General features: G+C 72.3%; 9 protein-coding genes, 1 tRNA gene and 1 riboswitch. Of the genes, 5 read left to right on the top strand and 5 right to left on the bottom strand.

The genetic code is table 11. The features are described from left to right. Nucleotides 1-108: 108 nt before the first annotated feature. The 3 genes from PCC79_RS02055 (at nt 109) to PCC79_RS02045 (ending at nt 3,569) form a co-directional block, all read left to right on the top strand. Nucleotides 109-2,532, top strand: coding sequence for a transglycosylase domain-containing protein (locus PCC79_RS02055; protein ID WP_342372863.1), 2,424 nt, complete (start codon nt 109-111; stop codon nt 2,530-2,532). Beyond that, nucleotides 2,529-3,443, top strand: coding sequence for a metallophosphoesterase (locus tag PCC79_RS02050; RefSeq protein ID WP_232549089.1), 915 nt, complete (start codon nt 2,529-2,531; stop codon nt 3,441-3,443). The genes PCC79_RS02055 and PCC79_RS02050 overlap by 4 nt, the downstream gene beginning before the upstream one ends. Nucleotides 3,444-3,492: 49 nt before the next feature. After that, nucleotides 3,493-3,569 (top strand) — tRNA-Pro (locus tag PCC79_RS02045). 136 nt (nt 3,570-3,705) lie between these two features. On the opposite strand, the gene PCC79_RS02040 is transcribed toward PCC79_RS02045, so the two are convergent. Then, nucleotides 3,706-4,260: an AMIN-like domain-containing (lipo)protein gene (locus PCC79_RS02040; RefSeq protein ID WP_232549088.1), complete on the bottom strand. Its 555-nt coding sequence runs from the start codon at nt 4,258-4,260 to the stop codon at nt 3,706-3,708. A 235-nt stretch (nt 4,261-4,495) separates the two neighbouring features. On the opposite strand from PCC79_RS02040, the gene PCC79_RS02035 reads away from it, so the two are divergent. Then, nucleotides 4,496-4,777, top strand: a complete 282-nt coding sequence (locus PCC79_RS02035) for a hypothetical protein (protein ID WP_342372862.1) — start codon at nt 4,496-4,498, stop codon at nt 4,775-4,777. Nucleotides 4,778-4,792: 15 nt separating this feature from the next. Here PCC79_RS02035 and PCC79_RS02030 read toward each other — a convergent pair whose 3' ends face one another. The 4 genes from PCC79_RS02030 to PCC79_RS02015 all read right to left on the bottom strand — a co-directional run bounded on the left by PCC79_RS02030 (nt 4,793) and on the right by PCC79_RS02015 (nt 11,881). After that, nucleotides 4,793-7,744, bottom strand: a complete 2,952-nt coding sequence (locus PCC79_RS02030; protein ID WP_342372861.1) for a glycosyl hydrolase — start codon at nt 7,742-7,744, stop codon at nt 4,793-4,795. A 267-nt stretch (nt 7,745-8,011) separates the two neighbouring features. Further along, nucleotides 8,012-9,097: an ABC transporter ATP-binding protein gene (locus PCC79_RS02025; protein ID WP_342372860.1), complete on the bottom strand. Its 1,086-nt coding sequence runs from the start codon at nt 9,095-9,097 to the stop codon at nt 8,012-8,014. After that, entirely contained in the window at nt 9,091-10,743 is a 1,653-nt protein-coding gene (locus PCC79_RS02020) for an iron ABC transporter permease (protein WP_342372859.1), read from the bottom strand. The genes PCC79_RS02025 and PCC79_RS02020 overlap by 7 nt, the downstream gene beginning before the upstream one ends. A 1-nt stretch (nt 10,744) precedes the next feature. Next, entirely contained in the window at nt 10,745-11,881 is a 1,137-nt protein-coding gene (locus PCC79_RS02015) for a thiamine ABC transporter substrate-binding protein (protein WP_342372858.1), read from the bottom strand. A gap of 40 nt (nt 11,882-11,921) precedes the next feature. Beyond that, nucleotides 11,922-12,028: riboswitch (TPP riboswitch) on the bottom strand. A 142-nt stretch (nt 12,029-12,170) separates the two neighbouring features. On the opposite strand from PCC79_RS02015, the gene serA reads away from it, so the two are divergent. Beyond that, the gene (serA, locus tag PCC79_RS02010; RefSeq protein WP_342372857.1) at nt 12,171-13,154 is read left to right on the top strand and encodes a phosphoglycerate dehydrogenase; all 984 of its coding nucleotides are present in this window, start codon (nt 12,171-12,173) and stop codon (nt 13,152-13,154) included. The last annotated feature ends 35 nt before the right edge of the window (nt 13,155-13,189 follow it).

The following is a 13,189-nucleotide window of genomic DNA, read 5'->3' as shown; positions in this document are numbered from 1 at the left end:
GTAGACGGTCGGTCCTGCGCCAATCCCCGCCTCCCGCTCGCCGGGGCGGCGCCGTGCTCGCCGGCGCCCCACCGGGGAATCGTCGGTGGGGTGACGTACTCTGTTTCCATGGGTGAACCTTCGCTGGGACGAAAGCTCTACTCGAGCCTGATGTTCCTCGCCGTCAGCGTGCTGGGCGGTGTGCTCGTCGCCGGCCTGGCCGTGCCGACCGCCGGTGTCGCGTCGGAGGTGTCGAAGCTGGGTGCCGCTGCGCTCGACTCGATCCCGGCCGAGGTGGAGACGCCACCCCCGGCTGAGGGCTCGCGCGTGCTCATGGCCGACGGCTCGCTGTTGACGAACTTCTTCGAGGAGTACCGCGTCTACGTTCCGCTCGACGAAATCTCACCCACGATGCGGCAGGCCCAGATCTCGATTGAGGACCAGCGCTTCTACGAGCACGGAGCACTTGACCTGCGCGGCACGCTGCGCGCCCTCGTCCGCACCACGAGCGGCAACACCCAAGGCGGATCGACGCTGACCCAGCAGTACGTGAAGTTGGCACTGATCGACAAGGCGGTCGCCGACAACGACGAGGACGCGCTTAGCGCGGCTAGGGACCGGACGTTCGCCCGCAAGTTGCTCGAGCTCCGGTACGCCATCGCGCTGGAGCAGAAGCTCAGCAAGGATGAGATCCTCGAGCGCTACCTCAACCTGTCCTACTACGGCGCCGGCGCCTACGGCGTCGGGGCGGCGGCCCGCCGCTACTTCGGCACCACGGCCAAGGACCTGACGCTCAGCCAGTCCGCGATGCTGGCGGGCCTCGTCCGCAACCCTGCGACGACCGACCCGATCAGCAACGAGAAGATCGCCCTGGAGCGGCGCAACAACGTCCTCGACGTGATGCAGTTCCAGGGGGTCATCAGCCCGGAGGATGCGGAGGCCGCCAAGGCCGAGGGCTTCGACCGCGCCCTGGTGACGGAGACGCCGCATGGCTGCAACGCGGCCCGGTACCAGCAGCTGTGCGACATCGTGTACCGCACGCTGTTGCAGATGGACAGCCTCGGGCCTGACTCCGACAGCAGGAAGCGCTTCCTCAAGCGGGGCGGCCTGACGATCCAGACCGAGATCGATCCCCGCACCCAGGACGCCGCGCAGGCTGCGGTATCGAACTACATCTACCCGACCGATCCGGTGCTTGGTGTCATCGCCACCATCGAGCCGGGCACGGGTCTCATCAAGGCCATCGCGCAGAGCCGCCCCGAGAGGGGTGAAGGCCCGGGCCAGACCTACTGGAACTACGCCATGGAGCCGAGCCTCGGCGGTGCGGAGGGTTACTTCGGCGGCTCGACCTTCAAGATGTTCGTCGTGGCGGCGGCCATCGAGAAGGGCATGCCGACCGGGCGTACCTACCAGGTGGAGCGGTCCCAGGACTGGTCGGGCGAGACGTTCCGCACCTGCGACGGCACGGTGACGGCGAAGGACTGGGAGGTGAACGGGGTCGGCGGGTCGTTCGACCTGTACTCGGGAACCACCAACTCGGTGAACAACTTCTTCGTCGCTCTGGAGCAGGACGTCGGCCTGTGCGACGTAGCCAAGATGGCCGAGAAGCTGGGCCTCAAGCTCTCCGGCAACCAGCGATTCGGTATCAGTGACGCGGAGAACACGGGCCCCGGGGTCATCAACATCCAGAACCCATCCCTGACGCTGGGTACGGCGGAGGTCTCCCCCATTTCGCTCGCCAACGCGTACGCGACCATCGCCGCCCGCGGCACCCGGTGCAACCCGATCATCATCCAGTCGGTCACCGGGCCCGACGGCAAGACGTACGACGTGCCGAGCGCCGACTGCCAGCAGGTGATGGCCCCCGAGGTGGCTGACCGCATCACCGACGTCATGCGCGGCCCCTTCCGCAGCGGCACGGCCCGGGCGGCCAACATTCCCGGCTACAGCATCGCCGGCAAGACCGGTACGGACACCAACGCGCCGACGATCTGGACCCTCGGTTACACACCCCAGCTCGCCACCGCCGCCATGATCACGGTGGACAAGCGGGCCGAGCGCTTCGTGGGCCGCAGGGAACCGTCCCTCGAGGGCGCGCCCATTCAGAACGGTCGGATCCGGCTGCGCGGCAGTTCGGGCGGCGAGGCCGGCGCCCACCTGTGGAAACCGGCCATGGAGGTCGCCCTGGAGGGGTACGAGCGCGGCGAGTTCGTGGCCCCGACCCGCTACACCCCACCCGAGATCGACGTGCCGAGCTGTTCCGGGTTGGGGGTCAACGCCTGCCGGGCGCGGCTGCAGGAGGCCGGCTTCGGCACCCGCATCTCCCGGGTCGAGAGTGACCGCCCCTCCGGTACGTTCCTCGGCATCTCGCCCCGGGGCACCGCGCCCCAGTGGTCGACGATCACCCTGCGCGTGTCCAGCGGGCCGGCGCCGGCCCCGGCCCCGGCCCCCGCAGCGACCTCGGCGCCTCCCGCCGAACCACCCGCAGCCGAACCGGCGCCCGCACAGCCCCCGGGCGACCAACCCCCGGCCGCCCCGGGCGGCAACGGATGATCGGGCGACTAGCCGCGGGCGTCCTCGGCGCGGGCGCGGCCTGCGTGGCGTACGGCGCGCTGATCGAGGCCCATGACTTCCGGGTGCGCCGTTACCAGGTGCCGGTGCTGCCCCGGGGGGCCGATCCGTTCACCGTGCTGCACGTGTCGGACATTCACCTGGTGCCCTCGCAGGCGCGCAAACGTGACTTCCTGCGCGGCCTGGGCGGGTTGGAGCCCGACCTGGTGGTCACGACGGGTGACAACATCAGCTCACCCCAGGCGGTCGGGCCCCTGATGGAGTCTCTCGCCCGGTTGACCGACGTGCCCGGCGTGTTCGTGTTCGGGAGCAATGACTACGAGGGGCCGCGGTTCAAGCTGCCCGTGGGTTACCTGCTGGGCCACTCGGGGCGCTCCTTGGGCGACGCTGGAGGCGAGGCGTCCGACCTGCCCACCGACGAACTTCGCGCCGCGTTCGAGAGCGTGGGGTGGGTCGACGTCGACAACCAGCGTGCCCAGATCGAGGTGGCGGGCCGGACGGTGCACGTCCGCGGCACCGGCGACGCCCACCACCACCGCGACGACTACCCCGCCGTCGCCGGACCAGCCACACCCGGGGTGCTCAACCTCGGCGTCACACACGCTCCCTACCGGCGCATCCTCGACGCCATGACGGCGGACGGCGTCGAGCTGATCCTGGCCGGCCACACGCACGGCGGTCAGGTGTGCGTGCCCGGCAAGGGCGCACTGGTCACCAACTGCGACCTCCCCCGCGAGCACGCCAGCGGCATGTTCGGGCACAAGGTGGGCAACAGGACGGCCCAGGTGCACGTGTCGGCCGGGGTGGGCATGTCGCCCTTCGCGCCCTACCGGTTCGCCTGCCCGCCGGAGGCGACCCTGCTGACGCTGATCCCGGCGCCCGACCCGATGTGAGAATCAGGACGCGGATCGGCTAGACTGCTCGTCGGCTCGTGAGGGCCATCGGGGTGTGGCGCAGCTTGGTAGCGCGCTTCGTTCGGGACGAAGAGGCCGCAGGTTCAAATCCTGTCACCCCGACCACCACAGAGCCGCTCCGACCCAGGCACACAGCCCGGTCGGAGCGGCTTTCCCGTGGAGACGACCGCAGCGCAGTTCGGCCGATGCACCGCTGCCCAGTGACGTGCGCGCCGCTGCGTGGGAAGCGAGCGGCGTCGTCTCACCACTGATGTGCGACGTCGATCACCAGGCGGCTCGTGGCACCGTCATCGAGGACGAACACGCGGTACGGCAGCCGGGCGCGGACGCCGACGCCGAGGGTGGACTGCCCCTCGAACGAACCGCCCCACGCCACTTGGCGCAGCGTGGCATGGCCGGTGACGTCCACGAGCTCGTTGGGGTTCGCCGGCACGTACGTGGCCCGCCCGCGGTCGTCGTGCGCCGGGGCGAGGACGGTGACCTCCAGCCGGGCGCCACCCCGCAGCGCGATGACATCGCCGGTGCCCTGCGCACGGACCTCGGGGACGTAGCGGACGGCGTAGCCGCTCGGCGTGCCCCCGGCCAGGTCGACGACGATCCGGTCGAAGCATGCGTGCTGGCCCGAGCGGACGTCGACGAGGTTCTGCTGCTGCATGGTGCCGGCACTGCGCGGCACCGAACCCCACACGACCGAGCAGGAGGCGGCGTCGGCGGTCGCCGCGGAGAGCGGCACGAGCACCGCCGTGAGGCTGAACGCGGTGGCGACGGCCAACCGGCGAAGGATCGAGATGGACATGAGAGGCCCCTTTCGTGTGGAGACGCTCTCAGGAGCGAGCAGCGTCTCACCCTGATACGACGCCCGGCGTGCCCGTCAGGTTTCGCGGCAGACACGAGAGCTGTGGCGCTCGGAGCGCCTGGCCCCCCGGGAGCTCCGCTACCCTGCCCTCGAGAGCCCCACCCCCGCGGGGGCACCGTGACGCCGCCCCGCCCCGCAACGCCCCGGATCGCAACGCATCGCAAAGGAGCAGCCCATGGCCGGCCAACTCACCGAACGGTCCCACGCGGTGTGGCCCACCGGCTTCTGGGCGCGCGCACTGGTCGCGCTGCCGTTCCTCGTCCTCGCCAACCTGGCCGGGTGGCTCCTGGCCACACTCCTGGGCCAGTGGCCCTGGCCCGACGCCCTGGTGTGGCTCGCCCTGTTCGGGCCTGTCACGGTGTTGGTCGGGGCCGTCGCCATCGCCGGCGCCGCCCAGCCCGGGACGCGCGTCCGCCTCTGGCCCGTGCCCCGCGGGCTGACCCAACGGCGAGCCTGAGCCGGCGGCGTCCGCTCAGGTACGTTCCCGGAACAGCCGCACCGGGCCGAGGAGGCCATGGTCGCGGACGTGCGTCTGCTGCATGCGCGGCTCCGCCCAGCCCTCGGAGTTGCCCAGGACGTCGCGCAGGGTGTCGTAGTACCCACGCGCCAGAAGCCGGTTGTTGAGCGAGCTGGCCACGCGCACGGTGACGGTGTTCTCCCCCGCGCGCAGCTCCGTGGTGCGGACGACCGGGCGCGACGTGTCGACGCCCACCGGTGTGCCGCCGTTGATGCGTACCCAACCGAGCCCACCGCAGGTCGAGCCCAGGTCGAGCACGAACGTCTGCCCGGGCTGGGCGTCGTCGACGCGCACCGTGGCGGTGTACTCCGCGACCCCGGACACCTCCCCGCCCACGCCGGGCAGCGCGTGCCAGGGCCGAAGCGTGGTCGGCCCGACCTCGATCACCGTCACGGTGGTCGTGGGCCGGACCTCCTCGCTCACGTAGCCCAGGCCGCGATCCTCGGTGATGGTCTCGTCGGGCCCCGCGTCCCAGCTCTTGACCGTGACGTCCCACGTGGGCAGGTCGGCGACCCACTCGAGCTCCGCCGGCTCGGACGCGGCGGCGTCCGCGGACCGGTCCAGCGTGAGCAGCGCCGTCTCCCCCGGGTGGAGCCGGAGGGTGACGACCGTTCGGTCACCCGCGGCGTCCGCGCGCTCAACCCGCACCCCGGCGTGCGGACGCGTCGTGCCGCTCCACGCGTCCAGCCGGTGCACCAGGCCCGAGCCCGGCAGGGTGACGTCCACGTCGACGGGCTCGCCAGTGTCGTAGAGGAAGTGGTAGGCGTACAGGTGGAGCAGGTCGCCGTCCTCGCGCAGGTGAGTCAGCACGCTGCGGTTGTCCTCGACGAACTCCGCCCGGCCGGTCACCCCCAGCCGGCGCAGCGCCGCCACCGTGTCGGCCGGGTCGCCGACCCGCGCCACGCTCGGCAGTGCCACCAACTCCGCGATCGTCGCGGTGAGCTCGTCGTCGCGCCCGTCGAGGCCGTGGGTCCGCGCGGCGGCGGCCCCGTGCGTCCGGTAGCGCCGGGTCTGCAGTTCCACGAGCTCGCGGCTGCCGTCCACCAGCAACACCTGCAGCCCCGCACGCGCCCAGCCCAGCAGTCGCCGGGCGACGTCCGCATCGAGGGCGTCCTGGTACACGATCAGCGCCTGGTAGCCCGGCCCGTCCGGCTGGACGACCCCGTCGGCGAAGCGCACGTCGTCGCGCAGCAGCAGGGAGCCGTCGAAGAACTCGTAGGTCCAGCCGGCGTCCTGCATGCCGAGGTCGGCCCACCAGTGGTTCTGCCGGTTGCGCATCCACCACATGCCGTAGGCGACCTCGTCGGCCACCCGGGTGCCGTCGTCGTCGACGAACCGCATGCCCGAGACGTTGTCGGTGAAGTGGTCGGTGCGCAGGATGCCCACGTCGATGCGCGGACGCCCCTGCCGCAGCAGGAACTGGCACCGGGCCAGCGCCGTCGTCCACCACGGATAGAATTCGGCGCCGGGCTGGCGGGTGTCGAACCGCTCGGAGAACTCCGGCCACATGCCCTCGTGGCCCGGCCACCGGGTGGTTTCCCTTGCACCGGCGGGGCTGGCCCAGCCGTGCAGGACCGTCCGGGTGATGCCGGCGGCGAGCTGGGTGGCAATGATCTGGTCGTAGAACCGGTGGTCGAGCATGTAGTTGCGTGTCGTGGCGCCCGTCTCGGAGCTGTACTGCTTGCCGAACAGGTGCGCCGGGCCGGCCATCAGCCGGTAGGCGTCGATCTGCGCGCCGAACTCCAGCGACTCGGTCTCGATGCCGTCGACCTCCGGCCCCGGACGCGTCAGCTCGAACGGCAGCCCGTAGCTGATCTCGGCGCGCAACGTCATGCCGTGGTGGTGCAGGAACGCCGCGAACGGGCGCAGCATGTTCTCGATGTAGAGGTCGGTCAGGGTGGCGACGTAGTCGAAGCGCACCTTCTCGACCGCCCCGGCGTGCGCCGCGTCCGGTTCGTTGCGGTAGATGGTCTGGGAGGCCATCATCGCCACCCGCCGGGTCAGGAACGGCAACCACGGGGTGATGTCGTAGCCGCGGCGGGCCCGGAACTCCTCGGCCACCGTCCGGCCCCAGAACATTCCGCCCTCGCCGTAGGCCGTGAGCTCCATCGAATCCATGTACATCTGGGCGCGCGGGTTGGCGGCGATCTGCGCGCGCAGCTGCGGCGTCAGCACCTCGTGCTCCCAGTAGTCGGTGACGGCGTCGACGCCGTCGCGGTCGAGGTAGTTCACGGTGTAGTTGACGCTCGCCGACGGCGACGCCGTCTGTCCGGTGCCGTGCATCCAGTGGGCGTACAACCGCCAGTCGCCCTCGGGGGCCGTCCAGTCGAGCGTCTCGTCCACCACGTCGGCCGTGAGATCCACGACCGAGTCGACGTCCAGCACGTTGCCCAGCTCGGTCGTGCCGAGCACCCGCGCGGCCACCACAGCGACGAATGTCTGCTCCGACACCGCTCCCCGGTGCCCCAGCACCGACGGCGAGAACGCGGCCAGATCGACGCGCCGCAGGGCGCCGGTGCGCGTGGCCCCACCCGCGACCTCCTCCACCGTCACGTTGAGTTCCTTGGCCGCCGCGGGGCTCTCGGGCGTGATGGTCGGCAGGTTCGCGTTCGCCCAGTTCGTGCCCGAGGTGAAGCTGACCGCCATCCCCCGCCGGGTGGCCTCGTCCACCACCACCTGCGAGTCGTGCACCCACTCCTCGGCGCCCCAGCCGTAGCGGGCGTGGTCGACCCCCTCCTCGTCCATGGCCAGGAACTCGATGCCGCCGAAGCCGAGGCGGTGCATCGCGGCGATCTCGGTGCGCAGCGTCGCATCGGTGTGGAGGCCTTCGGCGAGCCACCACCGCTGGTCGGGCCGGTACTCGATCGTCGGCTCGGCGAAGCCCGTCACGGTGCTGGCGAAGTCCACGGTGTTCCCTCTTCCTGGAGTGCTGGCCCCGGCACCCGCGCCCGGCCTCGTCGGGCACCCCCCTGCGCTGGGGGATGGAGCGCCGGCCCAGTGGTGGGGAAGGCCTCACCGACGCGCGATGGCCATCCGGTTCAGCATACGGCGGGGGCGACCGGCGCGGGGTGCCCTGCCGGTGAACCGCGGCCGGGCACCCGCGACGCCGATTTGGACCCGAGGGAATGGCGCCATGGCGCCATTTCCTCGGGTCCAAATGCCAGATCACACGCCTCAGCGGGCGGTGGGGTCCGCGTCCCGGACGACCGCCACGGCGTCCGGATCGAGGCGGACGCCCACCGCGTCCAGCCCCGTCGCCTCCGGGGCACGCACCTCGGCGACCTGGCCGCTGGGCAGCTCGACCTTGATCGACACGTATCCCCGGCGGACGTTCTCCGCGCGCACCGGCAGGCGGACGCCGCCGGCGTCCAGCACCAGGCTCGCCGGCCCCAGGCCCATCAGACCGGACGCGGCGGGCCGCCCCACCCCGAGCGTCGCAGCGTCTGCGTCGGTGAGGAACGTGCCGTACCCCAGGAACCGCGCGACGGCGGCCGAGGCCGGCTGGCGCCAGAGCTCCGCGGGTGTGCCCACCTGGAGCAGCGCCCCGTCGGCGAGCACGGCCACCCGGTCGGCCAAGGCGAACGCCTCGTCCTGGTCGTGCGTCACGTGAACCGCGGGCGTCCCGGTGGCGCGCAGCACCTCGCCGAGCACCTCCACCAGCCGCTCCCGCAGCGCTCGGTCGAGCGCCGAGAGCGGCTCGTCCAGCAACATCAACCGCGGCCGCGGCGCCAGCGAGCGCGCCAGCGCCACGCGTTGCGCCTGCCCGCCTGACAGCTCGGTCACGCGGCGCCGCGCGAAGCCCGGCAGCCCCACCAGCTCGAGGAACTCCGCGGCCACCGACGACCGCCGCGCCCGCGGCAACGCGTGGAGCCCGTACGCCACATTGGCGCCCACGTCGAGATTCGGGAACAGCGCGGGTTCCTGGAACATCAGCCCGAAGTTGCGCTTGTGCACGGCCACGCGCGCGAGATCCGCCCCGTCCCACGCGACGGATCCGGACGCCAGCGGCTCCAGCCCCGCGATCGCCCGCAGCAGCGACGACTTGCCCGAGCCCGAGGCACCCAGCAGCGCGACGATCTCCCCGGGTCCGACGTCGAGCGACACCCCGTCCACCGCCGTGATGGTGCGCGTGGCACCCGGCTTCGGCCGGGGCGGCGGCACCCAGCTCAGGATCGGCCGGCGGTTGGGCGGACGCCGCGTGTCCCCCTCGGTCGTGGTGTAGCGCACCACGGCGTCGCGCACGGTCAGCCCGGTCACCATGTGGTCGCCTCCATGGGTCTCATCCTCTCAGCCAACGCCATGACCGTGGCCGTCATCACGGCCAGCAGCACCGCGGCCGCCATGCCCGTGCCCTGGTTCTCCCACCCCGGACGCCCCATCAGCCGGAACACCACCACCGGCAGCGTCGGCGCGTCCGGCCGCGCGAGGAAGGACGTGGCGCCGAACTCCCCCAACGAGGTGGCGAACGCGAACCCCGTCGCCAACCCGAGCCCCCGGGACGCCATCGCCAGGTCGACGCTGGCCAGCACCCGGCCGGGGCCCGCACCGAGCACGGCCGCCGCCTCGCGCAGGCGCGGGTCGATGGCCCGCAGCACGGGCAGCAGCACGCGCAGCACCAGCGGCAGGGCGACGATGGCCTGCGCGATCGGCACCAGCACCATCGAGCTCCGCAGGTCCAGCGGCGGCCGGTTGAGCGTGATGAGGAAGCCGAACCCCACCGTCACCGCCGAGACCCCGAGCGGCAGCATGAACACCTGGTCGAGGACGCCGAGCGCGCGGCGTCCGACCCGCGAGCGCGGCCGGCGCGACACCACCAGGCTGACCAGGACGCCCAGCACCAGCGCCAACACCGTCGCCAGCACAGCCGTCCGCAGCGAATTGCCGATGGCATCACCCACCGGGATCGAGAGCGGCCCCGACGGCCCAGCGACCAGCGCGACGTAGTGGTCGGGGCCCCACCCGGACGCCGTCCGCAGCGAGCGCACCACGAGGTTGCCCAGCGGCAGCGCGACGAGCACCACGACGAGACCGGTGACGAGCGTCGCCCAGCCGTCACGGCGCCACCGCCAGCGCGGGATGCCGGACTCCCCGGTGCGCAGCCGCTGCGCCTGGGTCAACCGGCTCTGCAGCCGCTCCGAGATCACCAGGCTGATCGTCACCACCACCAGCTGGATCACCGAGAGCGCGGCCGCCGCCGTCAGGTCGAGCAGTTGGTTGGTGAGGAACCAGATCTCGGTCTCGATCGTGCCGTACGCCGGGCCACCCAGCACCATGACCACCCCGTAGGCCGACGCGCAGAACAGGAACACCAACGCGGCGCTGGACGCGATCGCGGGCGCGAGGGCCGGCAGGGTGACGGTCGCGAACACCCGTCGCGGCGTCGCGCCGAGCACGGCCGCCACCTCGGCCGGACGGCCGTCCAGCCCCGCCCACATCCCCCCCACGGTGCGCACGACGACGGCGATGTTGAAGAAGGCCAGGGCGGCGACGACGATCGCGAAGCTGCCGTCGAGGCCGAGGAACCCGAGCGGGCCGGTGCTGATCACCAGCGACTTGAACGCGACGCCGACCACCACGCTGGGCAGCACGAACGGGATGGTGACGACGGCCCGGGCGATGCCGCGGCCGGGGAACCGCGTCCGGTACAGCACCCACGCGGCCGGCAGGCCGAGCGCGAGGGACGCCAGCGTCCCGGCCACCGCCTGCGCCAGGGTGGTCGTGACCACCCGGCCGGTGCGCGGGGACGCCAGCACCGCGGCAAACCCATCCAGCGTGAGGGCGCCGTCGGGGAACAGCCCCCGCCCCACCAGCGCGGCGACCGGCCACGCGAAGAACACCCCCAGGAAGGCCAGCGGGACGCCGGCGGCAGCTCCCCAGCCCAGCGCCGGCCCGACGCGCAGCCTCACCTCAGCCGATGACCGTCGTCGTCCAGTCACGGATCCACGTGTCGCGCCCCTCGGTGATAGCCTCGGGCGTCATCGTGTAGGGCCGCTGGGCGAGCGGTGCGAACTCGACCCACTCCGCCGGCAGCTCCACCGAGCGCTGCACGGGGTACATGTACATCTGCTCAGGGATGTCGGCCTGCACCGCTTCGCTCAGCAGGAACTCGATGAACTTCTGCGCGCCGATCTCGTTCTGCGCCCCCGCGATCACGCCGGCGTACTCCACCTGCCGGAAGCACGTGCCGAGCAGCGCCCCGGTGTGCGTGGCGCCGTCCACCACCTCGAACGACGGCGACGTGGCGTAGCTCAGCACGAGCGGCCGCGGCCCCCGCCCCGAGGAGCCGGAGAACTGCACCGTATAGGCCTCCGTCCAGTCCTGGGCGACGAGCAGGCCGTTGTCGCGGAGCCGCTGCCAGTAGTCGAGGTAGCCGTCCTCACCCTGGGACTCGACGGTGGCGATGAGGAACGCCAGGCCCGGCGAGCTGGTGGCGGGGCTGGACACCACCAACAGATCCCGGTAGGCGGGGTCGGCCAGATCCTCCAGCGTCGTCGGCACCCCCAGACCGCGCTCGGCGAACCAGTCGAGATCGGCATTGATGCACACGTCCCCGAAGTCGATCGGCGTCAACCGATGGGTGTCGTCCGCGGCGAACGTCGCCGCCTCCTGCTCCGGCAGGGCCTCGGCGACGTAGGGCACGACGACGTCCTCGTCCAGCGCCCGCCCGGCGAACGTGTTGTCGATGCCGAACACCACATCACCGAGCGGGGAGTCCTTCGTCAGCACCAGCTGGTTGGTCAGGCTGCCGGCGTCCCCGGGCGCGACGTAGGTGACGGTGTAGCCGGTCTGCGCCGCGAACTCGTCCAGCAGCTCCTGGCTCAACGCGAAGGAGTCGTGCGTCACGACGGTCAGGGTGGTCGACTCGGACGCGGTGGGCGTCGGCGACGTGGTGGGCGTCGGGGCCGTGTCGGACGCCGCCGGCGTCGGGGTGGCCGCCGGGCCGGTACAGGCCGCCAGCGCGAGCAGGCCCGGCACCAGAAGCATCGCGGTCCGGCGGCCCCAGCCGGGCGAGGTGGGGCGTCCGGGGTGCTGGCGATCGGTCATGCGATGGTCCTCCCGTTCGTAGGAGGGGTCGGCCCGCCGTGGGCCGAAGAGCTCGACTCCCTCCGCCGGTGCGAACCGGATCAGGTGCGAGGGTCTGCGGCGCTCCGCACTCTCAGCGCCCCTGCGGGCGCTCCCCTGTCTTCATTCCCCACCCTAGCGTGCGTGGCCCCGCGACCACCCGCAGGGTCACAGCGCGCCCCCGCCCCGGCACACAGCAGGGCCACAGACGCGGCCGACACGGTGGTTTCACGGCCCCGAACGGGTCGCCCGACACCGCGAAGGAACTGACATGACCCACACGGCCCCCCGACCCGGGACCGCCGGCCAGGCACTTCTGCTGGACAACGTCCACACCGACGCCATCCCCCCGCTCCGCGACGCCGGCCTGACCGTCCACCACCGCGCCGAGGCGCTCAACGACGTCGCCCTGACGCGGGCGCTGTCCGGCGTCCGGGTGCTCGGCATCCGCTCCGGCACCCGCCTGACCCGCCGCGTCCTGCAGCGCGCCGAACATCTGGAGGCGGTCGGCGCCTTCTGTGTCGGCACCAACCAGATCGACCTGGCCGTCGCCGACGAACTCGGCATCGCCGTCTTCAACGCCCCCCACGCCAGCACGCGCAGCGTGGTCGAGCTCGCGGTGGCGAACCTGCTGGCCCTCAGCCGCCGCCTCACCGTCCACGACCGGGCGGTCCACGCGGGCCGCTGGCACAAGACCGCCGAGGGCAGCCGCGAGGTGCGCGGCCGGACCCTGGGCATCGTCGGCTACGGCAACGTCGGCAGCCAGCTGTCGGTCGTCGCCGAGGCGCTCGGCCTCCGCGTGCTGTTCCACGACCTGGCCGACCGCCAGCCGATCGGCCACGCCACGCCCACCCGGACGCTCGACGAACTGCTCGGGGCATCCGACATCGTCAGCCTCCACGTGGACGGCCGGGCGGGCAACGCCGGCCTCCTCGGCGCCGCCGAGCTCGGCCGGATGCGGCCCGGCGCGCTGCTCGTCAACCTCAGCCGCGGCCCGGTCGTCGACCTGCCCGCGCTGCAGGACGCGCTGGCGTCCGGCCAGCTCGCCGGGGCCGCGCTCGACGTCTTCCCCGACGAACCGTCGGGCCGTTCGGACGCCTTCGCCTCCGCCCTGCAGGGCCTGCCGAACGTCATCCTCACCCCGCACATCGGCGGATCAACCGAGGAGTCCCAGGCCGCCATCGCCGCCCACGTGGCGGGCAAGCTCACCGATCACCTCACCGGCACCACCGGCCGCGCCTCCCGCGCCGCCTGACGCCCACCCCTGCCCGCACCATCCCGACGCCGCAC

This window comes from Propioniciclava soli (assembly GCF_038502305.1).
Taxonomy (GTDB): domain Bacteria; phylum Actinomycetota; class Actinomycetes; order Propionibacteriales; family Propionibacteriaceae; genus Propioniciclava; species Propioniciclava soli.
This window is presented reverse-complemented; position numbering and strand designations above follow the sequence as displayed.

Coding starts and splice junctions, on each gene's coding strand:
- PCC79_RS02055 (WP_342372863.1), top strand. CDS start 109: ATGGGTGAACCTTCGCTGGGACGAAAGCTCTACTCGAGCCTGATGTTC.
- PCC79_RS02050 (WP_232549089.1), top strand. CDS start 2,529: ATGATCGGGCGACTAGCCGCGGGCGTCCTCGGCGCGGGCGCGGCCTGC.
- PCC79_RS02040 (WP_232549088.1), bottom strand. CDS start 4,260: ATGTCCATCTCGATCCTTCGCCGGTTGGCCGTCGCCACCGCGTTCAGC.
- PCC79_RS02035 (WP_342372862.1), top strand. CDS start 4,496: ATGGCCGGCCAACTCACCGAACGGTCCCACGCGGTGTGGCCCACCGGC.
- PCC79_RS02025 (WP_342372860.1), bottom strand. CDS start 9,097: ATGGTGACCGGGCTGACCGTGCGCGACGCCGTGGTGCGCTACACCACG.
- PCC79_RS02015 (WP_342372858.1), bottom strand. CDS start 11,881: ATGACCGATCGCCAGCACCCCGGACGCCCCACCTCGCCCGGCTGGGGC.
- serA (WP_342372857.1), top strand. CDS start 12,171: ATGACCCACACGGCCCCCCGACCCGGGACCGCCGGCCAGGCACTTCTG.